Genomic DNA, 26,055 nt, shown 5'->3' on the forward strand with positions numbered 1-26,055 from the left:
GCGGCGGCGAGGTATTTGTCGCTTGACGTGCTGCGCGGGCTGACGGTGGCGCTGATGATTGTGGTGAACACGCCGGGCGACTGGGGCCACGTTTACGCGCCGCTGCTGCACGCGGACTGGAATGGCTTTACGCCGACCGACCTGGTCTTCCCGACTTTCCTGTTCGTGGTTGGCAACGCGCTGGCATTCGCGTTGCCGAAGTACGCGGAGATGGGCAACCGGGCCGTGGTGGCGAAGATAAGCAAGCGCGCCGCCATCATCTTCCTGCTTGGCTTCCTGCTGTTCTGGTTTCCCTTCACGGGACCGCTGTCGGAGGCGCGCATACCGGGCGTGTTGCAGCGCATCGCGCTTTGCTTTGCCTGCGCAGCGCTGGTGCTGCACTATGCCGGCCAGCGCGCAGTGATGGCTTTCTGCGTGCTGGCGCTGCTGGGGCATTGGCTGGTGCTGGCCGCGTTCGGCGACCTGACGATGTCCGACAACGCGGGCCGGCTGCTGGACCTGTGGCTGCTCGGCGAGCGCCACCTTTATCACGGCGAGGGCATCGCCTTCGACCCGGAAGGCATCCTCGGTACGCTGCCGGCGACGGTCAACGTCATTGCCGGCTATTTTGCAGGAAGGCTTGTGCTGTCCAAAGGCGCGAGTTATGAAACGCTGGCGAAGATGATGATGTCCGGCGCGGTGCTGCTTGCGCTTGCGATGGGCTGGAGCACCGTCCTGCCGATCAACAAGAAATTGTGGACAGGCTCGTATGTGCTGTTGACTGTCGGCCTGGATTTGCTGATTCTGCCGCTGCTGATTTATGCAATCGAGATGCGCGGCTGGCGGCGTGGCACGTATTTCTTCGAGGTGTTCGGCAAGAACACGCTGTTCATTTATCTGTTCGCCGAGCTGGCCGTGATCGTGCTGGATCGCGCGGGATGGTATCAGCGGCTGCACGAGGCGCTGTTCGTGCCGCTGGCGCCGGCCAGTCCGGCGTCGCTGATGTTTGCAGTGACATTCATGATGGCTTGCTGGCTGGTGGCCTGGGCGATGGACCGCCGGCGCATCTATATCAAGGTCTAGAACTTGAGCTTCAGCCCTGCGCGGTTGGCCAATGCGACCAGGGACATCATCAGCACTGTCAGCAACGCCGCGTTCAGCAGGCCTGCGACGCCGCCTGTGCCGAGGTAGGGCCACCAGAAGCGCGGCAGGCGCAGGACCGCTGCCGCCTGTTCCCACAGGTCGGGCAGGATATAGGCGAGCAGCGCGTTTGCGCCGGCCGGCAGCAGCCATTTCGCCCAGCCTTTGTATTCCATCACGTCGATCAGCAGGTAGAACAGCAGGAAGAGCGCGAGCATGATGCCGGAGCAGACCAGCGTGTACGATGCCGTCGCCTGGATCTTGTTGATGGCGACCCAGGGGCGGAGCAGCATTCCTGCCGCGAACAGGCCTACCGCCAACGATGCCAGACGCCAGCAGCGCGCGCCATGCTCCGCCGCAGGCAAGCCCGCCGCGACGGCGGCGGTGGGCGCTGCAGCGGTTGGGGCGGGGGAGCGCGTGACGGACGGCGCCGAAGTCAGGATGAGGGTGGCGAGCGTGCCTGCGAGAACGTTGGCGGCGGTGGAGCCGAGGACTTGGGGAATGTTGACGAAGCTGTTCACCGCGTCCGGCAGCCAGGCGAGGGCGCCGAACGAACCGGCGAGGGACAGCGCGATCATGCCGGCGAACACCATGGCCAGCGGACCGGCGCGGCCGCGCACGGCGAACCAGGCGAGGGCGCAGGCGAGATAAGCCCAGCCGATCATGCCGAGTATGCCCCACCACGTATGCTGCAGCCACGCGCTGTTGAACTCCGCATTGAGCGAGCCGCGAAAGGAAACGAGCAGGAAGGCCATCAAAGCGGCGCCGAGCCAGCGCGGCCAGGCCGGCGCCCGCGGACCGCCCTGTCGCCAGAGCAGAATCATGGCGACATAGAACAGCAGGAAGTACCAGGCGCGCGGCAGCAATGAGATGGACGCGTTGTAGCGGTAAGCGTTGGCCAGCACGACGCCCGCCAGCATCAGGCCCGCTGCGCGCCATGCAAGGCGCAGGTCGGGAGCAGATTGCCGGCGCAAGGCAAAGGGAATCGACATGCCGACAATGAAGAGAAAACCCGGAAATACCAGGTCCGGCAAGGTAATGCCGTCCGCCCGCGGCCCGGCATGCTCCAGCCAGTAAGGAATCCCGGGCATGCCTGCCACATAGTTCACCCAGATCATCAGCAGGATTACGAAGCCCCGGAAAGCGTCGAGGCTGAGCAGGCGCGGCATAGGGACTCCCCAAAGAAAAAGCGGGAAAGGCACAAGGCCGTTTCCCGCTTCCGTGTCTTACAAAGACAAAGGATTACTGCTTGGCGTCTTCACCCGGCGGGGTTGCCTTCGCCGGATATGGACGGTTCACCCACAGGATCCAGTAACGAGCCATGTCGCCACGGCCGTCGGCGCCGGTCACGCCGCTCAGGGTTGCGACAGCGTCTTCCTTCTTGTTGCCCAGTGCCTGAGCCACGCCCAGGCGCAGCTTGGCGTCTTCCGCGTTCTTCAGGCCACCCTTGGCGATACCCTGCTTGATCAGGTCAATGCCTTTGTCGTACTCGCCCATGGTCACGTAGGCGTAGCCCAGGTTGACCAGGCCGCGGCCGTCCTTGGACTTCTTGGCCGACGCTTCGCCGGAAGCGATGTTTTTCAGGTCGTCAGCAGCCTGCTTGTCGGCTTGCGCCTTCAGCTTCTTCTGCTTGTCGGTCTTGATCAGGCCTTGCGCGGAAGCTGCGTCCATTGCCTGCTTGGCTTCCGTCGGCTGGCCTTCCAGCAGGGCCAGTTCAGCCATGTCGCTGTAGTCGTCGGCGTCCATCTTGGTCAAGGCGACCTTCTGCAGGCGGTACACGTCCAGCGCAAAGCGGTTGGAGTAGCTGTCCTTGCCGCGGGTGCGGCTCAGCAGGTCCAGCCAGTAAGCATCGGTCGGATACCAGCGCACCAGGGCCTCCAGTGCGGTCATGTAGGTGTCCTTGTGTTTCAGCTTGTTGGCCGAGCTGCCCAGCAGGTGCAGTTCGTCGGCGGACATCGGCTTGTTGTTCTTGACTGCTTCAGCCAGGTCCTTGCCCAGCTCCGCTTCCACGGCGGCGAAGTCGTTATTCAGGTAGTTCGCGCGCTGGATCAGGGGGTGCAGCTTCTTGTCGCCGGTTTCGGTTTCATAGCGCTTGAACCACTCGATCGCTTTCGGATAGTTCTTCTGCTCGAAGTAGGTCGAACCCACGGCTTGCGTGAAGTTGGCCTTTTCAGCGGCTTCCAGGCGGCCGGAATTGATAGCGTTTTCCAGCAGCTTCACCAGGGTTTCCTTGTCGCCCAGGTTCAGGGCAACCGGAATGCGCATGCGGTTGATGATGTAGGTCTCGTAAGGAGTCTTGTCCGGCATGGCTTCGGCCTGGTCCAGCAGGGCCTTCACGTCGGCGTACTTCTTCTGGTCCATCAGGGCCTTGACCGTTGCGCCGTCGAGCAGCTTGGCCATTTCCTTGCGGACGGTCTCCTGCGGTGCGGCGGGTGCAGCTTTCTTGTCTTGCGCGTGGGCGGATTGCATCAGGGCCGGGGCGGCGCTCAGGCCGATGGCGGCAACCAGCAGACCTACGCGGGCGAAACGGAATTGGGACATGGTTTCTTAATCCTTAGATCAGGGACAAACGTGTATTTTCCCATAAATTTAGCATGGGACAGGAATTCAACAGGACGCAATTGTAACGAGAGCTTACGGGCGCGCGAAAACATTTCCGTCCGCGCCAAACAGCAGGCAACGTTCGGGTGGCAAGTGCAGCCCCATCGCGGCACCCGGTTCCGGTGGCGCGGCGTCCGGCGGGAGCCTGGCAGCGATCATTTCCGGCAGACCTGGGCGTGACAGATAGGCAATCGTCTGGTCGCCAAGATACTCGATATGGCCGACGCTGGCGACGACGTCGTTGAAGCCGGCGGCGGAGGGCTGCAGGTGCTCGGCGCGCACGCCCAGCGTGACCTTGTCCCCGCGCTCCGCCTCGCCGGGCAGGGCCGCTACTTCAACGATGGCGCCGCCGGCCAGCTGCACGGCGGCGTGTTGCGCACCCAGTGCCATGATCTCGCCGGGGATGAAATTCATCTTCGGCGAACCGAGGAAGCCGGCCACGAACAGGTTGGCAGGGGCGTTATACAGCTCGTGCGGCGTGCCGACCTGCTCGATATGGCCGCCGTTGAAGACGACGATGCGCTCGCCCAGCGTCATCGCTTCCACCTGGTCGTGCGTCACATAGATCATCGTGGTCTTCAGCTCGCGGTGCAGGCGGCTGATTTCAACGCGCATCTGCACGCGCAGGCTGGCGTCCAGGTTGGAGAGCGGCTCGTCAAACAGGAACAGGCGCGGCTTGCGCACAATGGCGCGGCCGATCGCCACGCGCTGGCGCTGTCCGCCGGAGAGTTCCTTCGGCTTGCGCTGCAGCAGCGGCGTGATCTGCAGGATGTCCGCGGCGCGTTCCACGGCCGCCCGCACTTCACCGGACTTGTGCCCGGCCAGCTTGAGCGCGAAAGCCATGTTCTCGTACACGGACATATGCGGATAGAGCGCATAGGACTGGAACACCATCGCCAGTTCGCGCTTCGCAGGCGGCACGTCGTTGGCGAGGCGGCCGGCGATATGCAGCTCGCCGCCGGAGATCTGCTCCAGGCCCGCGATCATGCGCAGCAGCGTGGACTTGCCGCAGCCGGACGGTCCGACGAAGACCACGAACTCGCCCTCACGGATATCGAGGTCGATACCGTGGATGACCTGGTGCCTGTCGTCGTAGCGCTTGACGATGCCCTTGAGACTGACGCCGGCCATCGCTCAGGCCACCGTGGCGGCTTGTGCGTCCGCTTCGGCGCCGGAGCGCTGGCGGGCCGTCATCGGGATGAACTGCGACAGCACGGCCACGGGAATCGCGGCCAGCAGCACCCATACGAAGAAATTCTTGTAGCCCAGCGCTACCTGGATGTCACCGCTGATCCACTTGAACAGCACGAAGCCCAGCTGCATCACGCCGGTGGAGAAGGCATAGTGGGCGGTCTGGTATTTGCCAGGTGCGACCACCTGCATCATGTACAGGATCACGCCAACGAAGCCGAAGCCGTAGCCGAACATCTCCAGGCTCAGCGCCGCGCCAATCATGGTCAGGTCCGTCGGCAGCGCATGGGACAGGTAGTAGAACACCAGGTTCGGCAAATTCATCGCCAGGATCAGGAACAGGATGGCGCGGCGCAGGCTGAGCCAGGACGTGAAATAGCCGCCGGCGATGGAGCCGATGATGAAGGCGATGGTGCCGGTGGTGCCGTACACCGTGCCCACTTCGGCCGTGGTCAGTCCCAGTCCGCCGACCTCGCGCGCATCACGCAGGAACAGCGGGCCGATGGTCTGCACTTGCGCTTCGCCGGCGCGGAACAGGATGATGAAAAGGATCGAAATCCAGATGCCCGGCTTGCGGAAGTATTCGATGATCACGTCCTTCAGCGTGCGCGCGACGCCGGCCACGGTGTGGTCTTCCAGGCGCGCATTGGGCGCCGGCGGCAGCGCCCAGCTGTGGTACATGCCCAGCGCGATCATGGTGGCGCACAGGATGCAGAAGATGATGGTCCAGGCGGGAACGATGCCCTGCGATTTTTCCAGAATGCCTGCCAGGATCACCAGCCCGCCCAGTGAGATGAAACGGCCGGCGTTGAAGAAGGTGCCGGTCCAGCCGGCATATTGCGCCTGCTGCTTTTCCGTCAGGCTGAAGATGTAGAGACCGTCGCAGGCGATGTCGTGGGTGGCGGAAGCAATCGCCACCAGCGCTAGCATTGCCACGCAGGCCGCCAGCCAGAAAGGCAGGTGCAGCGAGATCGCGACAAGGCCCATGCACAGGCCGCCGATCAGCTGGAAGCTCACCACGATCAGCTTTTTGCTGGGCGCCAGTTCGAGGAAGGGACTCCAGAGCGGCTTGAAAATCCACGCCGTGCCGATGTAGGCGGTCCAGTGCGCAATGTCTTCATTCGGCACGCCCAGGCTCTTCAACATCAGGCTTGCGATCAAGGCGACGGAGAAGTAGGGCAGGCCTTGGGCGAAGTACAGGGTCGGGACCCAGAACAGCGGGCTGCGGCGGTTGGCGCTCATTGGTGGTCCTTATTCGAAACCGGGTACGGGAGCGCGGCCCTGGGCTTCCAGCTCGCCGGACAGCCAGGCATTGATGGCTTCCAGAGCCGGTGCGGCGAAGCCGTAGGTCATCAGGGCGGCGGACTGGATGTCCAGCGCCTGATACGGGTTCCACAGGGCCAGGTGCAGGTCCGGCTTCCAGTTGTTGCGGGCGTTCTCGCCGTAGCGCAGGCGCGAGGTGGAGGCGAGGAAGGTGAAGCGGCCGTCCTGCGGCAAGGTGATCCAGTCGAAGGTGTTGGCGTCGGCGAAGGTGACCAGTTCCACGTCGTACAGCTTGCCCAGAGAGGCGGCTACAGCGGCCGCCGGCACGCCGGCTTCGGAAACCCCATCGCTCACCACATCCTGGCGCGCCACCAGGCGCACCTTGGCGCCTTTTGCCGGACGCTGAGGATTGCCGCGCGCGGTCAGCGCCTTGCGCCAGCCTTCGGCCATGATTTCGCGGTCCGATGCATCTTCCTTGTAGGCGCGCGGCTTGCACGGGTAGGCTTGCGCCAGTGCGGCCAGGCGGGCCAGGCGCTCGTCGATCTGCTGCTGGCTCAGCGTGCCGTTGGCGATTGCGTTGGCGATGGCATCCAGCGTTTCGTCCTGGGTTTCGGTGGTGCCGAGGGCCATGACCATGTCCGCACCGGCGGCCAGCGCGCGCACGGCGGCGTTGCCCACGCCGTAGCGGCCGGCGATGGCGTGCATGTCCATGCCGTCGGTGATGATCACGCCCTTGTAGCCCCACTGCTTGCGCAGGATGCCGTCCAGGATGGCGGGTGACATCGTGGCCGGATTCTCCGCATCGATGGCCGGATAGACGATGTGCGCGGTCATGATGGCTGGGGCATGCGGCGAGGCGTCGCGGAAGGGCGCCAGCTCCAGCGCTTCCAGTTCGGCGATGGACTTGTCCACGGTCGGCAGGTCGCGGTGGGAATCGACGTGGGTGTCGCCGTGGCCGGGGAAGTGCTTGACGCAGCACGCCACGCCTTCGGCATGGCTGCCCGCCATCCAGGCCGTTGCCAGTTCGGCCGCCTGTTTCGGTTCCGCGCCGAAGGAGCGCTCGGCGATGACCGGGTTGTCCGGGTTGTTGTTCAGGTCCAGCACGGGGGCGAAGTTCCAGTTGAAGCCGAGCGACTTCACGGCGCGTGCCACGGCGGCGCCGGTGCGGCGCGACAGTTCGATGTCGTTCGCTGCGCCCAGGCCCATCGCGGCGGGCGGTGCGGGCACCCAGGTCGAGCGCACCACGGCGCCGCCTTCCTGGTCGATGGCGATCAGCGATTCCGGACCCATGACGGCGCGCAGGTCGGCGGTCAGCCTGGACAGCTGCGCGGAATCGGTCATATTGCCGCGGAAGAGGCATACGCCGCGGATGCCGTTTTCCTTGATGAATTCAGCGGTGGCGGCATCGAGCTCGGTGCCGGGGAAGCGGATCATGATCAGTTGTCCGGCAATTTTTCTCAGTTCTTTATGGGTCATTTAACAGCTCCGTCCATGCCGCGCATGAAGTAACGTTGGGTGAATAGGAAGGCCGCAAGTGTCGGCAGGATGGTGATGATGGTGCCGGCTGCGATCACGCGCGTGCTGCTGCCGAAAGTGCCGCGCAGGTAAAGCACGCCGACGGACAGCGGAAATTCGTCCGGCTTGCTCATCACGATCGAGGGCCAGATGTATTCGTTCCAGGCCTCCACGGCGGTCAGGATGCCGACGGTGGCCAGCCAGGGTGCGATCAGCGGCAGCATGATGCGCGTGAAGATGGTCCATTCGGAAGCGCCGTCCACGCGCGCGGCGTCGATCAGGTCCTGCGGCACTTCCTCGAAGGCTTGCTTCAGCAGCAGGATGGCGACGGCCGTGACTACGTTGGGCAGGATCACGCCCGTGTAGGTATCGACCAGGCTCAGTTTCGTGACCGTGATGAAGTTGACCAGGAAGTTCACCTCGGACGGCAGCACCAGCGTGGCCAGGATCAGGCCGAACACCAGCTTGCGTCCGCGGAAGTGCATGCGCGCCAGCGGGTAGGCGGCCATGGAGCACAGCACCAGTTTCCAGAACACGGTGAACACGGCGATCAGGATCGAATTCTTGAGGAAGGACAGGATCGGGATCACGCGGAACACTTCCTCGAAATTCGCCAGCGAGGGGGATTTCGGCCAAAAAGTGGGCGGATAGGCGAAGATATTGCCCTCGGTGGAGAGGGCCGTCACCAGCGTCCACCAGAAGGGGAAGACGCATAGCAGCGCGATGGCGCCGAGCAGCAGGTAATGGGCGGCAGTCTTCATCGGTGCCTGGGTTTCAGGTAGCGCAGGCAGAGCAGGGCTATGCCGATGCAGATCAGCGAAACCACGAAGCTCGCGGCCAGCGCGCGCGGCAGCTTCAGGTGCTTCAGGCCCTGGTCGTAGGCGTAGTACAGGGCGGTGAAGGTCGAGTTCATCGGACCGCCTTGCGTGAGCACGTCCACTTCCTGGTAGGCTTTCAGGGCGGCCAGCACGGAGAGGATGGAGCAGACCATGATTGTTGGCCGCAGCATCGGCACTGTGATCTTCCAGAAGCGCTGCCATTTCGTGGCGCCGTCAAGGATGGCGGCTTCCTGCATGTCCGCCGGCACGGATTGCAGGGCGGCCAGGTACATGACCATATACCAGCCCAGGCCGCGCCACATGGTGACGAACATGATGGCGGCCAGCGCCAGAGTTGGGTCCTGCAGCCAGCCCACTGGCGCATCGACTATTCGCGCGGCCATCAGCACATAATTCAGCGCGCCCTGTTCGTGGAACATGAAGCCCCACATGATACCCACGACCGACACCGTCGTCACCACAGGGACGTAATACGCGGCGCGGAACAGCTTGATGCCAGGGAGCTTGTTGTTGACCAGGACCGCAAGGTTTAGCGCACCGATTTGCACCAGCGGGACCATGATCAGGAAGATCAGCGAGTTGCGCAGGCCGGTGACGAACATCTCGTTTTCGAAGATGTAGCGGAAGTTGTCCAGCGCGACCCAATGCGTTGGGCGGATCAGGCTATAGTCGGTGAAGGCCAGATAGCTGCCGTAGCCGACGGCCAGAACGAGAACACCGCGAGCAGTATCAGCGCGGGCGCCAGGAATATCCAAGCTGTCACCGAGCGGCCCATCAGCGGGCCCCCATCAATTTGGGGTCAGGCACGAAATGTTTCATGAGCCTGCTTCCGTCGCAAGGCACAGAAGAGCCCGTGTTACATTTCGTGCCTGACCCCATTCGGGAGAGTTTTTTGTTCCAGGTGGCGACGGCGGTGTCGAGGGCTTGCTGGATGTCCTGGCGGCCGGTGACGGCGGCTTCGACGGCTTTCACGAGCGCGCGGCGCAGTTCGTCGTAATCTTCGATGCCGGAGACGTACATGGTGCGGGCATGGGGCATCGAGACTGCGCCGGCGGCGACGGCTTTTTCGGCGGCGCCGGCGCCGGGCGGCACGGATAAAAAGAACGGGTCGGCGGACGCGCGGGCGGCAGAGGGGAATACGCTGGCCTGCTTCGCGAAAGCGAAGGCGTTTTCGTCGCTGGTCAGGTAGCGGGCGAACTTGCCGATGGCCGGCAACTGGGCGGACGGCACGCCGGCGGGAATGCCGAAGTGGATCAGCCAGCCCCCATCGGCAATACCGGTTGGCCCGAGGGGCGCGGGGGCGACGTCGGTGATGGCGTAGATGTCCCGTGAATCGGACTGGATGCGTTTCAACGCGGTCGGCGGCGCGAGCAGCATGCCGAGACGGCCGCCCTTGTAGGCATCGATCGCGGCGGGGAAATTGTCCTCGGCGAACAGGCTGTCCTTCAGCAGACCGCCGACGCGGTAAGTGTCCGCCAGCTTGCGGATGAAAGCCACGTGCGCGGGCGAGTTGAAGACTGCGCGGCCGCCCGAAAGAACGGGCAAGCCTTGCTGCAGCATCAGGCCATCGACTTTGGCGAGGGCCGGACAGAGTCCGGCCTTGCCGGTGCGTTGGGCGATCTGGCGCGCGAAGGCCAGTTGCTCGTCCAGGTTGCGCGGCGCATGGGGAATGCCGGCAGCGGCGAAGAGCTCGCGGTTGTATGCGATGACGGCGACATTGCTGTACAGCGGGAAGCCGTACGTCTTGCCGCCAAAGTTCAGGTCTTGCAGCGCGGCGGGCAGATAACGCGAGCCGCCGAGCAGCGCATCGACAGGCTGCAGCAGCCCGTCGCGGGCGAATTCATCGGCCCAGGGAACGTTCAGGTTGACCAGCGCCGGCGGCGTGCCGGCCACGATGCGCGTCACCAGCTTGGTCTGGATGATATCCCAGGGGAAGTCGACCCACTCGAGCTTAACGTCGGGATTCGAAGACTCGTAACGGCGCACCAGGTCCTCGAAGTAGGGCGTGAACTTGGGCTTCATGCTGAAGGTCCAGAATTCGATCTTCTGGACCGGCGCGGCCGAAGCAAGCGATGCGGTGGCCATCAATGCAGCAAGCATGGTCTTGATCTTCATTGATGGCCGCGATGGGACGAGTGGGGTTAGTTGGTCTTGGTGACTTTTTGCAGGTGGCGCGGACGATCCGGGTCCAGGCCGCGCGCAGCCGACAGCTTGGCAGCCATCACATAGAACGCCTGGATCGCCACGATAGGATCCAGGTCCGGCGTTGCCGCCACCGGCAAGGTCAGGTCGCGCGACGCCACGTCGGACGGCGCCGCCAGCAGCACGCGCGCACCGCGGCCGCGCATCTCGTCGGCCAGTGCCAGCAGGCCGGCCTGGGTCGGTCCACGGGTGGCGAAGATCAGCAGCGGGTAGCCTTCTTCGATCAGCGCCATCGGACCGTGCTTGATCTCGGCGCCGCTGAAAGCTTCCGCCTGCAGTGCCGAGGTTTCCTTGAACTTCAGCGCCGATTCCAGCGCCACCGGGAAGCTGATGCCGCGGCCCACCACCATGATGTTCTTGGCAGGAGTCAGCACGTCCAGCGCGGCGCTCCAGTCGGCATTGCCGGCCACGCGCAGCGCTTCGGGCAGTGCCTCCAGGCCGGCCTTCAGTTCAGGATCGTTCTGCCATTCGGAGACCATGCGCGCACCGGCCACCAGCGACGTGATGAAGCTCTTGGTCGCGGCCACGCTCTGTTCCTTGCCGGCGCGCAGCGGCATCGCCCATTCGGCGGCCTGTGCCAGCGGCGAATCGATATCGTTCACCAGCGCCACGGTGGTGGCGCCGCCATCGCGGAAGTAGCGGATCGGTTCCACCACGTCCGGGCTCTGGCCGGACTGGGACACGGCAATGGTCAGCGTGTCGCGCGTGATCAGCGGCGACTTGTGCAGCGTGACCAGGGACATCGGCAGCGAAGCGACCACGCGGCCCAGGCGGGACATGATCAGGTAGGCGATGTAGTTGGAAGCGTGGTCCGAGCTGCCGCGCGCCACGGTCAGTGCAGTCGAGAAGGACGTGCTCCTCAATTTACGACCCAGGTCCGCATAGCGGTCCGCATCATGCGCCAGCTGTTCGGCGACGCATTCCGCGGAGGACAGGGCTTCTTTAAGCATCATTGAGGTCACAACGTTCTCCTTCGATATAAACGGCTTTCAGATTCAGGTTCCGGTCCATCACGACCAGGTCGGCGTAAGCGCCAGGCTTCAGGCGGCCGCGCTCTTCGATGCCGAGGTAGTCGGCGGCGTTGGTGGACACGCGCTTGACCGCATCGGCCAGCTCCAATCCCAGGCCAACGAGGTTGCGCAGCGCCTGGTCCAGCGTGAGCGTGGAGCCGGCCAGCGTGCCGTCCGGCAGGCGCACGCCGCCCATGCATTTATGGACGATATGGCGGCCCAGCATGTACTCGCCGTCCGGCATGCCGGTGGCGGCGGTGGAATCGGTCACGCAATAGAGACGCGGAATGGCGCGCAGCGCGGTCTTGATGGCGCCCGGGTGTACATGCAGCAGGTCCGGAATCAGCTCGGCATATTCGGCGTGGGCCAGCGCGGCGCCGACCATGCCGGGCTCGCGGTGGTGCAGGGGGCTCATCGCGTTGAACAGGTGGGTGAAACCGGATGCGCCATGGTCCAGCGCAGCCACGCCTTCCTCATAGGAGCCCAGCGTATGACCGATCTGCACGCGCATGCCTTCGTCGGCGAGGGCGCGCACCAGTTCCAGGTGGCCGGCGATTTCGGGCGCCACGGTAATTACTTTCAGCGGCGCCATCGCTTCCAGGCGCTGTACTTCGGCCAGCGTGGCGGGACGCGCGAAATTCGGCTGCGCACCCAGCTTGCCGGAGTTGATGTACGGCCCTTCCAGGTGAGCGCCCAGCACGCGCGCTTCGTCCTTGCCGCGCTGCTTGACGGCATTGCCGATCGCGGTCAGTGCGACGTCGATGTCTTCCGGCGGGGCGGTCATCGTGGTGGCCAGCATGCTGGTGGTGCCGTGGCGGGCGTGGATGCGGGCGATGGTGTGGACGGCGTCGCCGCCTTCCATCACATCCTTGCCGGCGCCGCCGTGCACGTGCAGGTCAATGAAACCAGGGAGGATGTAATCGTCGCTGTTGTGCTGTGGATCGGTAATGCCGCCGCTGATGTCTTCGATGCGGTCGCCGAACGCGATCGCACCGTGGACCCAGCCGGACGGTGTGAGGATATTGCCTTTGATTGACTCGGTCATCGACGCGACTCCGCTACAAATTCATAATAATCACTTCGGCAGAAGGAGTGGGTCAGTTCCACTGCTGCGCCGTTTTCCAGATAGCTCACGCGCGTGATGTGCAGCATGGCTGTGCCGGGGGGCGATGTTCGCCAGCCGGGCTTGTTCAGTATTGGCGTTGATGGCGCGGATGTGCTGCAGTGCGCGCATCGGCACCGTGCCATTCGCTTCCAGGTAGCCGTACAGCGAATCGGTCACGCTGTGCGGGTTGGGCATGTAGGCGGCCGGGATGGTGGAGGTTTCGATCGCCATCACCACATCGTCCGCCGTGCGCAGGCGCTTCAGGCGCGCTACCGGCATATTGGGCGACAGGCCCAGCGACAGCAATTCCAGCGGGGCGGCCACGCCGATTTCCCTTTGCAGCCAGCGCGAACCGGCGGTGAAGCCGCGCTGGCGCAGCTCTTCCGAAAAGCTGGTCAGGCGCGACAGGGGCTGTTCCAGCTTGGGCGTGATATAGGTACCCGAGCCCCGCTTGCGCGTCAGCATGCCGCGGTCGCACAGCATGTCGATCGCCTTGCGCGCCGTTACGCGCGAGATGTCGAGCATTTCGGACAGCACGCGTTCCGAAGGCAGGGCTTCGTTCGCGCGCCAGTCGCCGCTGGCGATGCCGTCGGACAGCTTGTTCGCCAGCTGCATATACAGAGGGGTGTCGCTGCCGTGGTCAGGCTGGAAGTCGCTCAACTGGGATAGCACGGGCTACTCCTTCAGGTGTTGTTGGATCAGCCGCAGGCCGCCGGCGGCGGAATCGCCTTTGGGCGCCACGATCCTTTGCAGCAGTCCGGCCGGCAGGTAAGGGCGCATTGGTTCACCCAGGCCGCCGCACAGCGCGATCGGCAGGGTGCGCGACGGGTCCAGCGCATCGGCGATCAGGGCGACCTGCTGGCCGGCTTCGAGCAGGAAGCCGCGCGCGGTTTCGTTCGTGTCCGCATGCAGCAGCACGATGCGGGTCAGCTGGGCGTAAGCGGTCTGGGTGGCATTGGCCAGCCAGACCTGGATGGCGTTGCGGTTGCCGCCGCAGGCTTCGATCACGGCGCTGGCGAAGTCGCTGGCCGGAACGCGGCCGTCGATCACTTGCTGGATGTGGTTCACTGCTTTCAGTCCGATCCAGGCGCCGCTGGCCTCGTCGCCTGCCGGGAAACCCCAGCCGCCGACTTCATGACGCGTGCCGTCCGCGTTCAGGATTTCGCCGACGCTGCCGGTTCCAAGCGCGATGATGGCGCCGGCGCGGCCTTCGTGGGCGCCCAGCACGGTGGTGAAGGCGTCCGTTTCCAGCGCTACGGCGGCGTAGCCGGGATTGGCGGTCACGAAGTTCGCGGCCCATTCGCGGTTATGCACGCCGGCCAGGCCCAGGCCGATGGCGATGTTCTCGCGCGGCGGCTGCGTGATGCAGGCGGCGGCGAAGGCTTGCGCCATGGCGTCTTCCACCGAGGCCCAGGCGTTCTTGATACCGTGCAGCAGGCCGGATGGGCCGGCGCTGCCTTCGGCCAGCTGGGTGCCGTCTGCGCGGGCGAGCCGCACGCGGGTGCCGCTGCCGCCACCGTCCACGCCGATGAGGAATTCGATCATATTGGATTGGATTTAAGGAGCTGTGGGGCACTATATGGGCGACCACACCAGATTGTCAACAGGTATTTAACTGGTATTGTAATGCATCTTGCCGCCCGCTGACGCACGCACGGGAATGTTTGGTTAACTTATTGATTTATATGTGATTTTTGTGTCGCAAAAATGGTATGGTCTTTGGTATGGATTGGTGCTGGTTTATGATGTTGATTTTGCAAATGTCGAAATCGCGCCCCGCCGAACGACATTGTCATGACGGAGCATGGTGCCCGTCCTAACTGAATGGAGATGACTATGGAATTCCTGCTGATGCAGTATTGCGAAGAGAAGAAGATGATGGCCATGCCGCGCGAGGACGCGAAGCACTTCCACGGGGCATACATGGCTTATACGGCGGCGCTGAAGGAGGCGGGAGTGTACGTGTCCAACCGCGGCCTGAAGCCGATCGGTTCCTCGACCACGGTGCGCAATACCAGCGTGCTCGATGGCCCGTTCGCTGAAACGAAGGAGCAGTTCGCTGGCTTTTACCTGATCGATGTGGAGGATCTTGATGCGGCTTTGGCTTGGGCGAAGCGCCATCCGGCGGCGCCTTATGGCGCGGTCGAGGTGCGCCCGGTGTGGGGCGCATGAACGCAGCCGAGAAAGTGGCGCGGGGAGAGCTACGGCAAGCTCGTGGCTTTTCTCGCGGCGCGCACGCGCGATGTGGCGGGCGCGGAGGATGCCTTGTCCGAAGCGTTTGCTGCGGCGCTCGCTGAGTGGCCGGTCAGCGGGGTGCCGCGCACGCCCGAGGCCTGGCTGCTGACCGTCGCCCGCCGCCGGCTGGTCGATGCCGCCCGCCACCGCATCGTCGCCGACGCCGCCGCGCCCACCTTGCTGCTGCTCGCCGACGAGATCGCGCCTGATGTGCTCTCCGCCGGCGGCGGCTTCCGTCCCGACAGCCAGCTCGGCGTCGGCAGCGCTGTCGGCCCCGGTGGCAGCACCAGCCCTGGCAGCTTGACCGGGCTCGCAGGCTTCGGCAACGAAATACCGGATGACCGCCTGCGCCTCATGTTCGTTTGCGCCCACCCGGCGCTGGAAGCCGGCGTCCGCGCACCCTTGATGCTGCAGACGGTGCTCGGCTTTGACGCCGCGCGCATCGCATCCGCTTTCCTGGTCGCGCCTTCCGCGATGAGCCAGCGCCTGGTCCGCGCCAAATCGCGTATCCGGCAGGCCGGCATTCCATTCCGCGTGCCGGAGCGCGACGAGCTGGCCGAGCGGCTGGATGCCGTGCTGCAGGCGGTGTATGCGATCTACTCGGAAGGCTGGTCCGACCCGGCCGGCGCGGTAGCTGCGTCACGCGGACTTACGGAAGAGGCAATCTGGCTTGGCCGCCTGCTCGTGGCCTTGCTGCCGGAGGAGCCCGAGGCGCTTGGCTTGCTGTCGCTCATGCTGCTCGCCGAAGCGCGGCGCGCAGCCCGCCGTGACACGCAGGGCGAATTCGTGCCGCTGGCGCAGCAGGACCCGGCGCTATGGGATGCAGAGTTTATCGACGAAGCCGAATCCTTGCTGATGCGCGCGGCGTCACACGGCCGGGCGGGGCGCTTTCAGCTCGAAGCGGCTGTGCAATCCGTCCACGCCGCGCGCCGCCGCAGCGGCGCCACCGACTGGACGGCCATCGTGCAGCTCTACGATACGCTGCTCGCGCTGACCGGCTCAGTCGTCGTCGCCATCAACCGCGCCGTTGCCCTCGCCGCAGCGGAGGTCGCGATTGCGGCGGCCGGGGCGGGCGCGGAGGTGGGGCTGGCGGAGCTGGACAAACTGACAAACGACGCGCGGATCGCGGAGTATCAGCCCTACTGGGCCGCGCGCGCAGCGCTGCTGGCGCAGGCGGGACGCATCAAGGAAGCCGCGCAGGCCTATGAGCGCGCGATCGGACTGGCTGACGACCCGGCGCTGCGGCGCCACCTGCAGCGCCAGGCCGAAGCCGTGGATGGAGGCGGACGCCCAAATAACTAATCGCTGCCAGCACCTCAGATGCCCGCAGCGATTTCGTAATAGGTACAGGGAAGGATCAGTTGCGTTCTTCGCGGGTGCCGCTGCGGTCGATCCACACCAGCCGCTGCTGGTCCGTCGTGATCTGACGGCCCTGGGCATCGACCTTGCCTTTCACATTGACGACCGCGCGTCCCGGCCCGTGCACGACCACGTCCGCCTGGGCGGTCAGCATGTCGCGGGCATCGAGGTTGCCCGAGCCGCTCAGCTGGGCGTTCAGCGTGGCGGACTTGCCGCGCAGGTGCACGCCGCCTGGTCCGCTCATCGTCACTTTCACGTTCTTGCATTCCGTTTCGGCGTTCACATCGCCGGAGCCCTGGACCTCGGCATCGAGGGTCTCGCTGACCTTCTGCAGATAGATATTGCCGGGACCCTTGCTGCGCGTGATGGCGCGCGCCACCTGCAGGCCCTTCGCATCCAGGTCGCCCGAGCCGGTGACGTCCGCACTCAGCGTGGCGGAGGTGCCGGACAGGCTGATGCCGCCCGCGCTGCTCATGATCACGCGCGCATTCTGCGCCTGCAGGCCGCGCGCTTCGAGGTCGCCGGAGCCATGCACTTCCGCGTCGAAGCGCTTGATCGCGCCGCTGACGCAGGCGCCGCCCGGGCCATTCAGGATCGCGCTTACATTTTCCACTGCCAGCGAACAGGCTTCCAGGTCGCCCGAGCCGGCAATCTCGGCGCGGATCTCGCGGCTGCTGCCGCTCAGCGACACCGAGCCGGGGCCGCGCATCATGGCGTTGATCTTGGCCGCGCGCAGGTCGTTCACTTCCAGGTCGCCGGAACCGGTGACAACGGCGTTCACGTCGGCAGTCATGCCGGAGGCTTGCACATCGCCCGGGCCGCTCATCGCCAGGTTCAGGCTGGCGGCGCGCAGGCCGTGCAAGTCCATATCGCCGCTGCCGCTGGCGCGGACCGTGAGGTCACGCGCCACTCCGGAAGCATGCAGGTCGCCAGGGCCGCTGGAGCTCAGCTTCAGCTCATTGCCCTCGAAGCGGTCGAGGTCCACGTCGCCACTGCCGGACATGTTCAGCGCCTTCAGGCCCGAAGTCGCAATATTGATCATGACCGGATCGTGCCCTTTGCCCCAACGCAGATTGAAGGTGGCATTGCGGCGCGGGCGGATGATCAGCGTGTCCTTCTCGACGATCGTTTCGATATCGGCAAAATCCTTGCGCAGGCCGTTCAGTTCCAGGCCGCGCGTCGCGCTGGACGCATTGATCAGCACCTTGTAGGGGCCGGACACATCGATCTGCGTGAATGCCGCGACGGTACGTGTTTCGCGGCCATAGTCGACGGACGCCGGCGCGGCATCGTTCGGGCTCGCGTGCAATGCGCTCACGCCAAGGGCGGCGATGGACAGGGCCAGGGTGGTGGTGATCAGCATTTTCATTTTGTTTATCACTTGTTCAAGTGGCGACAGATGAACGATATGACAAACCTCCGCAAGCCTGGTGCGGAAAAGACAGACGCGCGAAAACGCGGAGCCAAATGCAGAAAAGCGCGACTGAACTGCATTCAGAACCCAAGGCGTGAACCTGGTGTCAGGCACATCGTGCCTGACACCAGCTTCTGCCGTGGGTTTACAAAAAAGGCCGCCATCAGGGCGGCCTACAGAGGAGAAGCAGGGTTTACTTCAACAATTCGAACTGTTCCGACAGCGTGGATTGGTGGTGTTTTGCTGCCTCCACCGCTTCGGCTTTCACCTCCGCACGGCTGCGGGCGGTGGTGGCCTTGAAAGCGGCGGTCGGGAAGTCCACGGTGCGGATGGCGACTTCGGTGTCGTCGGCGCGCTGCGGCTGTGCGGTCTTCGGCTGCTCGGCGGCGAAGCCCGAACCAGCGGCGGCAGCGAGAATCAGCGCGGCGATGTATTTGATAGTCATGTCTTTCTCCTTCTAGTCTGTTGCTGGGCTGTGCCCATCGATGAAGCTAGTCTATCGATTGCGGCTCCCGCAAAAAAGACGAATAATGGCAATGGACGATTTCTGAATCAGAAATAAAGGAGACCGCCATGGACCGGCTGCAATCGATGCGGGTGTTTGCCAAGGTGGTGGAGCAGGGCAGCTTTGCCAGGGCCGGCGTCCAGCTAGATATCTCGAACGCGGTCGTCACGCGCCACGTGGCAGACCTGGAACAGCACCTCGGCACGCGGCTGCTAAATCGCAGCACGCGCAAGCTCTCGCTGACGGAAACGGGCCAGCAGTACCTGGAGCGGGTGCGCCAGATCCTCAACGATATTGACGATGCCGACGCCATGGCCGCCCAGTCTGCCCGCTGTCCCAGCGGCACCCTGCGCATTTACTGTCACCCGAATTTCGGCCAGGTTGCGCTGGCCAAGCTGTTGCCCGCATTTTCAGCGCTGGAACCGAAGGTTGTGCTGGATGTGACCCTGGCCGACCGCCCGGTCGACCTGGTGGAAGAGGGATTCGACATCGGCATCTTCATCGATGTGCAGAAGATCGACAGCAGTATGATCGCCCGCAAACTGGCAACTTCCAGTGTAGTACTCACGGCATCGCCTGACTACGTCAAGAGGAAGGGCGAACCCAGGACGCCGCGCGACCTGAGCCAGCACGATTGCCTCAATCACGCCTGGGAGCAGGTGCGCCATACCTGGCCGGTGCAGTGCGGCGGCAAGCCGGTGGAGGTGCCGATCAAGAGCCGGATGGTGTCCAATAACAACGCCGTGCTGCGCGAGGCTGCCATCGCGGGGATGGGCGTGATGATGCGCCCGACCTTTACGCTGGGCGACGATATCGCCCAGGGCAAGCTGGTGCGCCTGCTGGGCGACCATTGCGTGGGGCGGCTTGGGGTGTATATGGTTTATCCGAGCCGTAAGCTTCTGTCGGCCAAAGTGCGTGCTTTCACCGGTTTCATGACGAAGGAGTATCCCGATCCGGATGCCGACCCATGGCTGAAATCATTGTGATTTGGCCCTGAAATGTCATAATGCTCGTCAGGAGATTACGACGATGATCAAGTACCTGGGCACCAAGAAGAACGAACAAGGCGGGACCTTGTACGTGTTCTTGATCAATGGCCTGCAAAAGGAAATTCGCGAAAGTGCCTTGAAGCAATATCCGGGCTGCTATGAAGCATTGCCGGCGGCTGCCAAGGCGCAAATCAACGCGAACCGGGCGTGGATGCAGAAACTTCGATGCTGCTGCCGCGCCTGACCTGTCTCGCCTTTCTGGCCCTCTCTCCGCTCGCGCTTGCCGCCCCGCCTTCCCATTTTGGTACCGTGATGGGGAGCGGGCTGCTGTGCCGCTCGGAGACATCCAACCGTTATTTCTTCGACTACATGGTCCAGCATTTCGGCCAGCCCTACAAGCGCGAGGGCGGCGCCTACTGGTTCCGCACCCAGGATGCGATGCTGTGGAATACGCCGATCCTGGAAGTGATGGTCAGCGACGAAAGCTTCCCTTACAGCTTCGTCGGGGCCGTGGCCGATACCACGCCGGAGAAGCTGGAACAGGCGATTCAGGGGCAGGATGGCCTGCAGTATGCGAAAATCGACTCTTCGCGCTTCCCGGTCCGGGAGACAAAGGCGGGCAGCCGCATCGTGTATTTCAACACCCGTTCCAAGATTTTCTGCGCCAAGTTCAAGCCCCTGCCACCGGCCTTGCGCTAAAGGTTTTCATGTACACGCAATTCTTCCAGCTGAAACAGTCGCCGTTTTCCATTGCGCCCGATCCGCGCTACCTGTTCATGAGCGAACGCCATCGCGAGGCCCTGGCGCATCTGCTGTATGGCGTGGGCAGCGGCGGCGGCTTTGTGCTGCTGACCGGCGAGATCGGCGCGGGCAAGACGACGGTGTGCCGCTGCTTCATGGAGCAGATTCCTGAGAACTGCCGCCTGGCGTATATCTTCGATCCCAAGCTGACGGTGGAGGAGTTGCTGCAGTCGGTTTGCGATGAGTTCCGCATCGACGTTGGCGCCGGCGGGCCGCTCAGCGTGAAGGGTTATGTCGACGCGATCAATGCCTATCTGCTCGCCTCCCACGCGCAGGGCTTGAACAATGTGCTGATCATCGACGAGGCTCAGAACTTGTCGGCGGAGGTGCTGGAACAGTTGCGGCTGCTGACCAATCTGGAGACGTCCGAACGCAAGCTGCTGCAGATTATCCTGATCGGGCAGCCGGAACTGCGTGGCATGCTGGCGCGTCCCGAGCTGGAGCAACTGGCACAGCGCGTGATCGCGCGCTATCACCTCGGATCCTTGTCCGAGGCGGAGGTTGGCGCCTATGTTGAGCATCGGCTGGCCGTGGCCGGATCTTCCGCCGTGGCGCCGTTTCCGCGCTCGCTGATGTCGCAGCTGCACCAGCTGACCAAGGGCGTGCCGCGCCGAATCAACCTGCTGTGCGACCGGGCGCTGCTTGGGGCGTATGTCGAGAACCAGCATCAGGTGTCGCGTAAGATTTTGCGGCGCGCGGCTGAAGAGGTGTTCGCAGGCGAGGGACGCGTTGCCAGCGCCGGCGTCCTGGCAGGCGCGGCCGGCATGGGGCGCGGGCCGTGGCCATATGTCGCCGCCGGCGTGCTCGCTGGCGTGGTGCTTACCGGCGCCGCGGCCTGGCAACTGATGCCTGGCTCGCCATCCCGTCCCGCGACCATCGCCAGTTCGCCCGCTGTCGCGCGCGACGTTGCCGCCACCGTCAACGCCCGCGCCGCGTCCAGCGCCACGCCAACCGGCCCCGCTGCGGCGCCGGCAAGCGTCGCCGGAGCAGTCGCCACCACGGCGTCCGCTGACCGCTTTGAAGACGCAGTTCGGACGCTGGCAAGCCAATGGGGCGTGCAACTGTCCGATGGCGAAGGCTGCGCCGAAGCGGCCAGACAGAACCTGCGCTGCCTGCAAACCAAGGGTGGCCTGGACGAGATCCGCCTGCTCGACCGTCCAGTGCTGATCAAGCTGCGTGATGATCCGGTGCGTCCCGGCTATGCGTTGCTGACCGCGCTGGAGGCCAACAGCGCTACGCTGTTCGTTGGCGGCAAGCGCGAAACGCTGTCCACCGAGGCGCTGGAAGCGCGCTTTGACGGCGGCTTCCTCACGTTCTGGCGCGCGCCGCGAGCCTGGCGCGATGAAGTGTCCCAGGGCGACCGCGGGCCGGATGTGGACTGGCTTGCCCGTCGCCTCGCTCAGCTGCGCGGCGCGAAGAAGCCACTGGATAATCAGCCGCTGGACGATGGCACCTTGCGCGCCTTGCGCGAGTTCCAGTCCAGCCAGCGCCTGAAGGCGGACGGCGTGGCCGGGCCCAAGACATTTATTCGCCTGAACCAGCTGGGCGGCGTGCAGGAACCGCGCTTGCGCGCGCAGGCGACAGCGGCTGCGAATTCGACCGCTGCGGTCGTGGCGGGGAAATAACGATATGTCCTACATACTTGAAGCTTTGAAGAAGGCCCAGGCCGAGCGGCAGATCGGCGAGACGCCGACTATCCACGCGCCGACCATTTCTCCGGCCTCCGACGACCGGCGCTCGGCAGGCAATCGCAAGCCACTGCTCGTTGGCGTTGGCTTGCTCGGCGGGGCGGTGGTGGTAATGGGGGCCATGTTGCTGCGGCAGCAGTCCCCAGCGCCTGGCGCGTCTGCCCCCACCGCCGGCACTTCGCCCGCCGTGTCCCGCGCCTCCAATGCCGGCCAGCCGATGTCCGCGGCCCCCGTCGCCACCGCCGGCCAGCCCGACGCCGCGGCGACCGTCGCCCCGCCCTCGGACCTCGCCGCCAGCCCAGCCTCCGCGGGCGCTGCCCGGCCCCTCGACGCTCAGCCATCCGCAGGCCTGCCGCCCGTCGGCCAGCCACCCGCCGCCGCTACACAACCATCCGCTGCCGGACAGCCGCCCGTCGCCGCCGCGCAGCCGAACACCGCGGTCCAATCGACCGTCGCGGCTCAGCGATCCGCTGCCGCGCAACCGTCTGCCGACGCTGCGCGATCGTCGGCCGGCCCGCAGCGCTCAGGCATCGCGGCGCAGGGGGCGGCCGACAGCCCGTCCGTGAGCCCTGGTGCGACGTCCGTCGCTGCTGGGCCGCGCTTGGTAGCAGCGCCGACGCAGGAACGTGCGACAGACGGGGCAGACGTGGGGGCAACGTCGCGCAAAAGGCGCAAGGAAGACGAAGAGGGCGCCCGCGTAGCAAAGGCAGCGAGTGCCATAGCAGCACCGGCGGCTACCGCGGCAACGGCCGCGGCGGAAGAGCATATCCAGACCGTGCGCGAGCTCCCCGAGCCGATCCAGCGCGCCATCCCGCAAATCACCCTTGGCGGCTATATGTATTCAAAGAATCCGGCCGACCGGCTGATCCTGATCGACAAGACCCTGCGCAAGGAAGGCGATGAAGTCGCGCCGGGACTGCAGCTCGAAAAGCTGCTGCCCAAGGCGGCGGTGTTCAGCTTCCGCGGCTACCGCTACAAGGTGCCCCTGTGAGCGGGGCGCGAACCAGGGTGCTGGGCGTGGTTGGCACGTCCGGCAGCGGGAAGACCACGTTGCTGGAGTACCTGGTGGCGAGGCTGGCGGAAGAGGGCGTGAAAGTGAACGTGATCAAGCACAGCCACCACGACTTCGAACTGGAGCCGCCGCGCAAGGACAGCGCCCGTTTTCGCCAGGCCGGCGCCGCCGAAGTGATGATCGCGTCGCCGTACCGCTTCGCCATCATCCACGAGCTGCGCAACCACCCCGAGCCGACAATGGACGAGCAGCTGGCACGCCTGGCCCCGGCCGACCTGACCCTTGTCGAGGGATTCCACGGCTGGCCTATCCCCAAGATCGAGGTCTACCGCCGCGAAGTGGGCGAGGGACCGCGTTATGGAAGTGATAACAGCATTGTGGCCGTGGCCAGCGACCAGCCGCGTCCTGCAGACGCAAGGGAGGGATTGAACTGGCTTGACCTCAACCAGCCCGAAGCCGTGCTCACCTGGCTGAAAAATTTTGCACTGAAAGGCTAAAGTTCCCCAAAACCCGTCCGTAAATCAGGATAAGTACATATGGAGAACCACCATGGACGTTACCGGAATTGCAAGGCTTGCCACCACGATGGCTGAAACTGGCACGCGCCAGGAAGTCGGCCTGACCGTGCTGAAAAAAGCCCAGGACGTGCAGGCTTCGACCGCCACGGCGCTGCTGGAAGCTATTCCGCCGACCACGCCGGCCACGTCCAGCAACCTGCCGTCCCACCTGGGCACTCGCATCAACACCACCGCCTGAGCAGCCAGCCCGGCCCGCATAGGAAGCCCGCAGCGTCGTAGAGGCGCCGGCGGGTTTTTTTACGCCCTCAAAAAATTTTCAAAAAACCGTGTAAGGAAATCTGTTGGTTGCGCGACAATCGTGCAGCCGCAGACTTCTGCGTCCATTCAACTGAAAGAGGAGACTCACCATGAACAAGCGTCAAGCCCTGATCGCCGCCGCCCTGGCAACCGTATGCGCCGCTTCCGTCGGCACCGCTGCTGCGGCCGACAAGAAGGACCAGGAAAAGTGCTACGGCATCGCCAAGGCTGGCCAGAACGACTGCGCCGCCGCCAACGGTACGCACAGCTGCTCCGGCCAGGCCAAGATGGACAACGCTCCGGGCGACTGGAAGTACGTGGCCAAGGGCACTTGCGAGAAGGCCGGCGGCAAGGTCACCCCGCCAGCCAAATAATCACCGGGTAAGGGAGCGGAGCCATGACTGGGAATCAGGACAGCGTCCTTTCCGGCGCCGGCATCGGCCTGCGGGCTCCGCATTACCGCCAGTTCCTCGAGCAGCGGCCGCGTGCCGCCTGGCTCGAGGTGCATACCGAGAATTTTCTCGACCAGGCAGGTTGGGATTTCCATGTGCTGCAGGAATTGCGGCGCGATTATGCGATCAGCCTGCACGGCGTCGGCCTGGGACTGGGCTCAGCGCGCGGGTTTTCGGAGCGGCACCTGGAGCGGGTACGCAGCCTGGTGGCGCGCATCGAACCGGCGCTGGTGTCCGAGCATTTGTGCTGGGGCGCAGTGTTTGACCGCCACCTGAATGATTTGCTGCCGCTGGCGCTGGATGGCTCCGCGCTCGATCTGATGTGTGAGCGGGTGGAGCGGGTACAGGAAACGCTCGGCCGGGCAATTTTGCTTGAGAACGTGTCCACCTATGTGCGCTTTGCTACGGATTCAATAAGCGAGGCGGAGTTTCTGGCGGAGCTTTCGCGCCGTACGGGGTGCGGGTTACTGCTGGACGTGAACAATCTCTTTGTGAACCAGTGCAACCACGAAGAGGACGCGCTGGCGGCGATTGCTGCCATAGCGCCTGGCACAGTGGGCGAAATTCACCTCGCCGGACATCTGGTCACGCCCGCGGCAGTGATCGACCACCACGGCGACCGCGTTGCCGAGCCGGTGTGGCGGCTCTACGAAGCCGCGCTCGCCCGCTTCGGCGCAGTCCCGACCCTGATCGAATGGGACACCGATATTCCCGCCCTCGAAGTCCTGCAGGACGAAGCCGCCAAAGCGCAGTCGCTGATGTCCGCCGCCAACCGAGCCCATGTAACATTTGGGGTCAGGCACCAAATGTTACATGAGGCTGGCGCGGCGGGAATGAGCGCGCTGGCGGAAGGGCAGGAGACGTTTGCGGGGGCGCTGTTTGACGCAGGCCGCGAGGCGGACGTGGCGCCGCGGCTCACGCGGGCGGAGCGGTTTGCGCTGTATCGCGGGAATCTGAGCGCGACCTGGACGAAGGCGCTGGGCGCGGCTTATCCGGTAATCCGCCAATTGGTTGGCGACGAATTCTTCGAGGCGCTGGCCAGGGAGTATGGCCGCGCGCATCCGTCCGATGATGGCGACTTGAATCGCTTCGGTGCGGACCTTGCCGGGTTCCTGGAGGGATTCCAGTACACGACCGACCTGCCGTATTTGCCGGATATGGCCCGGCTTGAGTGGCTGCTGCACCGCGCGCATTACGCACCTTCAGCGGACACGGTCGATGCGCAGGCACTGGCCAGGATTCCGGCTGAGGAAATCGAGTCTGTAACGATGGAGTTGGCGCCCACGGTGCAGTTGTTCGCGTCCGATTGGGCTGTGGTGCAGCTCTGGCTGGCGCACCAGGATGAGCAGGGCGCAGAGTTCCCGCAGGAGATGCGGCAGGCAAGCCACGCAGTGGTGGTAAGGCCGAATGGAAGACGGCCGTCGTGCCGCAATCGGCGGCGGCGCACGGCGCGCTGAGCGTGCTGCAACAAGGCGCCACCTTCGGGGAAGCGCTGGATGAAGCCTTCGAGCGCGACGAGGCATTCGACGTGGCCGCGCACTTGCAACAGTGGCTGGAGCAGGGCGTGTTCAGCGCCGTGCAGCAGCCAGAGGGGAGGAGAAAGAACATGAACGCAATTCTGCAAGCACACCGCCAGCTGAGCCGGTTCGACGAAGCACTGAGCGACTGGGGCGCGTCGCTCGCCAGCCTGGCCCTGCGCTGGTACATCGGCTGGCAATTCTTCAAGGCCGGCCTGACGAAGATCCGCGACTGGACGCCACGCTGGCCCTGTTCCAGGATGAATATCATGTCCCGCTGCTGCCGCCGGAGCTGGCCGCGTATATGGGCGCAGGCGGCGAACTGCTGCTGCCGCTGCTGCTGTTCGCCGGCGTGATAACAAGGCCGGCCGCGCTGGCGCTCTTTTGCGTGAATGCGATGGCAGTGATTTCGTATCCGCAGCT

24 protein-coding genes and 3 pseudogenes are annotated in these 26,055 nt (G+C 64.6%); 13 read left to right on the plus strand and 14 right to left on the minus strand.

Annotated elements, in window-relative coordinates:
* Positions 1 to 15: 15 nt before the first annotated feature.
* Complete coding sequence (locus ACHMW6_RS07610) at positions 16 to 1,062, plus strand: acyltransferase family protein (protein ID WP_395406504.1); 1,047 nt, start codon at positions 16 to 18, stop codon at positions 1,060 to 1,062.
* On the opposite strand, the gene ACHMW6_RS07615 is transcribed toward ACHMW6_RS07610, so the two are convergent.
* The 12 genes and pseudogenes from ACHMW6_RS07615 to ACHMW6_RS07670 all read right to left on the minus strand — a co-directional run bounded on the left by ACHMW6_RS07615 (position 1,059) and on the right by ACHMW6_RS07670 (position 14,390).
* Entirely contained in the window at positions 1,059 to 2,288 is a 1,230-nt protein-coding gene (locus ACHMW6_RS07615; RefSeq protein ID WP_395406505.1) for a DUF5009 domain-containing protein, read from the minus strand. The genes ACHMW6_RS07610 and ACHMW6_RS07615 overlap by 4 nt on opposite strands.
* Before the next feature lie 73 nt (positions 2,289 to 2,361).
* Positions 2,362 to 3,660 carry a tetratricopeptide repeat protein gene (locus tag ACHMW6_RS07620; RefSeq protein WP_395406506.1) on the minus strand — a complete coding sequence of 433 codons (1,299 nt, stop codon included), beginning with the start codon at positions 3,658 to 3,660 and terminating at the stop codon, positions 2,362 to 2,364.
* Between the two features lie 93 nt (positions 3,661 to 3,753).
* The gene (locus ACHMW6_RS07625) at positions 3,754 to 4,851 is read right to left on the minus strand and encodes an ABC transporter ATP-binding protein (RefSeq protein ID WP_395406507.1); all 1,098 of its coding nucleotides are present in this window, start codon (positions 4,849 to 4,851) and stop codon (positions 3,754 to 3,756) included.
* Positions 4,852 to 4,854: 3 nt separating this feature from the next.
* Positions 4,855 to 6,153 (minus strand): MFS transporter, encoded by a 1,299-nt coding sequence (locus ACHMW6_RS07630; RefSeq protein ID WP_395406508.1) that lies wholly within the window; start codon positions 6,151 to 6,153, stop codon positions 4,855 to 4,857.
* 9 nt (positions 6,154 to 6,162) lie between these two features.
* Positions 6,163 to 7,650: a beta-N-acetylhexosaminidase gene (gene nagZ / locus ACHMW6_RS07635; protein ID WP_395406509.1), complete on the minus strand. Its 1,488-nt coding sequence runs from the start codon at positions 7,648 to 7,650 to the stop codon at positions 6,163 to 6,165.
* Positions 7,647 to 8,450: a carbohydrate ABC transporter permease gene (locus tag ACHMW6_RS07640; RefSeq protein ID WP_395406510.1), complete on the minus strand. Its 804-nt coding sequence runs from the start codon at positions 8,448 to 8,450 to the stop codon at positions 7,647 to 7,649. Before ACHMW6_RS07640 ends, nagZ begins: the two co-directional genes overlap by 4 nt.
* Complete coding sequence (locus tag ACHMW6_RS07645) at positions 8,447 to 9,283, minus strand: carbohydrate ABC transporter permease (protein ID WP_395406511.1); 837 nt, start codon at positions 9,281 to 9,283, stop codon at positions 8,447 to 8,449. The genes ACHMW6_RS07640 and ACHMW6_RS07645 overlap by 4 nt, the downstream gene beginning before the upstream one ends.
* 19 nt (positions 9,284 to 9,302) lie before the next feature.
* The gene (locus ACHMW6_RS07650; RefSeq protein ID WP_395406512.1) at positions 9,303 to 10,643 is read right to left on the minus strand and encodes an ABC transporter substrate-binding protein; all 1,341 of its coding nucleotides are present in this window, start codon (positions 10,641 to 10,643) and stop codon (positions 9,303 to 9,305) included.
* Positions 10,644 to 10,669: 26 nt separating this feature from the next.
* Complete coding sequence (locus ACHMW6_RS07655; protein ID WP_395406513.1) at positions 10,670 to 11,683, minus strand: SIS domain-containing protein; 1,014 nt, start codon at positions 11,681 to 11,683, stop codon at positions 10,670 to 10,672.
* Complete coding sequence (gene nagA, locus ACHMW6_RS07660; RefSeq protein WP_395406514.1) at positions 11,673 to 12,785, minus strand: N-acetylglucosamine-6-phosphate deacetylase; 1,113 nt, start codon at positions 12,783 to 12,785, stop codon at positions 11,673 to 11,675. Before nagA ends, ACHMW6_RS07655 begins: the two co-directional genes overlap by 11 nt.
* Positions 12,782 to 13,460: pseudogene (locus ACHMW6_RS07665) on the minus strand (GntR family transcriptional regulator). The gene nagA and the pseudogene ACHMW6_RS07665 overlap by 4 nt, the downstream one beginning before the upstream one ends.
* A 60-nt stretch (positions 13,461 to 13,520) precedes the next feature.
* Complete coding sequence (locus ACHMW6_RS07670; RefSeq protein ID WP_395406515.1) at positions 13,521 to 14,390, minus strand: BadF/BadG/BcrA/BcrD ATPase family protein; 870 nt, start codon at positions 14,388 to 14,390, stop codon at positions 13,521 to 13,523.
* A 291-nt stretch (positions 14,391 to 14,681) separates the two neighbouring features.
* Here ACHMW6_RS07670 and ACHMW6_RS07675 point away from each other — a divergent pair, with 291 nt between their 5' ends.
* Together ACHMW6_RS07675 and ACHMW6_RS07680 are read left to right on the plus strand one after the other, a co-directional pair.
* The gene (locus tag ACHMW6_RS07675) at positions 14,682 to 15,017 is read left to right on the plus strand and encodes a YciI family protein (RefSeq protein ID WP_395406516.1); all 336 of its coding nucleotides are present in this window, start codon (positions 14,682 to 14,684) and stop codon (positions 15,015 to 15,017) included.
* Positions 15,014 to 16,382 (plus strand): annotated as a pseudogene (locus ACHMW6_RS07680) (RNA polymerase sigma factor). Before ACHMW6_RS07675 ends, ACHMW6_RS07680 begins: the two are co-directional and overlap by 4 nt.
* A gap of 55 nt (positions 16,383 to 16,437) precedes the next feature.
* On the opposite strand, the gene ACHMW6_RS07685 reads toward ACHMW6_RS07680, so the two are convergent.
* Together ACHMW6_RS07685 and ACHMW6_RS07690 are read right to left on the minus strand one after the other, a co-directional pair.
* Complete coding sequence (locus tag ACHMW6_RS07685) at positions 16,438 to 17,808, minus strand: GIN domain-containing protein (RefSeq protein ID WP_395406517.1); 1,371 nt, start codon at positions 17,806 to 17,808, stop codon at positions 16,438 to 16,440.
* A 238-nt stretch (positions 17,809 to 18,046) separates the two neighbouring features.
* A complete protein-coding gene (locus tag ACHMW6_RS07690; RefSeq protein WP_395406518.1) occupies positions 18,047 to 18,298 on the minus strand; it encodes a hypothetical protein in 252 nt (83 codons plus the stop codon).
* Between the two features lie 128 nt (positions 18,299 to 18,426).
* Here ACHMW6_RS07690 and ACHMW6_RS07695 point away from each other — a divergent pair, with 128 nt between their 5' ends.
* The 10 genes and pseudogenes from ACHMW6_RS07695 to ACHMW6_RS07740 form a co-directional block, all read left to right on the plus strand.
* Positions 18,427 to 19,344, plus strand: coding sequence for a LysR family transcriptional regulator (locus ACHMW6_RS07695; RefSeq protein ID WP_395406519.1), 918 nt, complete (start codon positions 18,427 to 18,429; stop codon positions 19,342 to 19,344).
* 43 nt (positions 19,345 to 19,387) lie between these two features.
* Positions 19,388 to 19,591, plus strand: a complete 204-nt coding sequence (locus tag ACHMW6_RS07700; protein WP_395406520.1) for a hypothetical protein — start codon at positions 19,388 to 19,390, stop codon at positions 19,589 to 19,591.
* Entirely contained in the window at positions 19,555 to 20,046 is a 492-nt protein-coding gene (locus ACHMW6_RS07705; RefSeq protein WP_395406521.1) for a hypothetical protein, read from the plus strand. Before ACHMW6_RS07700 ends, ACHMW6_RS07705 begins: the two co-directional genes overlap by 37 nt.
* Before the next feature lie 8 nt (positions 20,047 to 20,054).
* Positions 20,055 to 21,773: an AAA family ATPase gene (locus tag ACHMW6_RS07710; RefSeq protein ID WP_395406522.1), complete on the plus strand. Its 1,719-nt coding sequence runs from the start codon at positions 20,055 to 20,057 to the stop codon at positions 21,771 to 21,773.
* A 4-nt stretch (positions 21,774 to 21,777) separates the two neighbouring features.
* Positions 21,778 to 22,827: a general secretion pathway protein GspB gene (locus ACHMW6_RS07715; protein WP_395406523.1), complete on the plus strand. Its 1,050-nt coding sequence runs from the start codon at positions 21,778 to 21,780 to the stop codon at positions 22,825 to 22,827.
* Complete coding sequence (mobB, locus tag ACHMW6_RS07720; RefSeq protein ID WP_395406524.1) at positions 22,824 to 23,345, plus strand: molybdopterin-guanine dinucleotide biosynthesis protein B; 522 nt, start codon at positions 22,824 to 22,826, stop codon at positions 23,343 to 23,345. The genes ACHMW6_RS07715 and mobB overlap by 4 nt, the downstream gene beginning before the upstream one ends.
* Before the next feature lie 52 nt (positions 23,346 to 23,397).
* On the plus strand, positions 23,398 to 23,604 hold the full coding sequence (locus ACHMW6_RS07725) for a YjfB family protein (RefSeq protein ID WP_395406525.1): 207 nt from the start codon (positions 23,398 to 23,400) through the stop codon (positions 23,602 to 23,604).
* 169 nt (positions 23,605 to 23,773) lie between these two features.
* Positions 23,774 to 24,037 carry a DUF2282 domain-containing protein gene (locus ACHMW6_RS07730; protein ID WP_395406526.1) on the plus strand — a complete coding sequence of 88 codons (264 nt, stop codon included), beginning with the start codon at positions 23,774 to 23,776 and terminating at the stop codon, positions 24,035 to 24,037.
* Positions 24,038 to 24,060: 23 nt separating this feature from the next.
* Positions 24,061 to 25,572 carry a DUF692 family multinuclear iron-containing protein gene (locus ACHMW6_RS07735; RefSeq protein WP_395406527.1) on the plus strand — a complete coding sequence of 504 codons (1,512 nt, stop codon included), beginning with the start codon at positions 24,061 to 24,063 and terminating at the stop codon, positions 25,570 to 25,572.
* Positions 25,573 to 25,663: 91 nt separating this feature from the next.
* Positions 25,664 to 25,981, plus strand: a pseudogene (locus tag ACHMW6_RS07740) (hypothetical protein); the annotation flags it as partial.
* Positions 25,982 to 26,055 lie beyond the last annotated feature (74 nt).

The organism is Pseudoduganella sp. UC29_106, from assembly GCF_044055365.1.
Classification (GTDB): Bacteria; Pseudomonadota; Gammaproteobacteria; order Burkholderiales; family Burkholderiaceae_D; genus Rugamonas.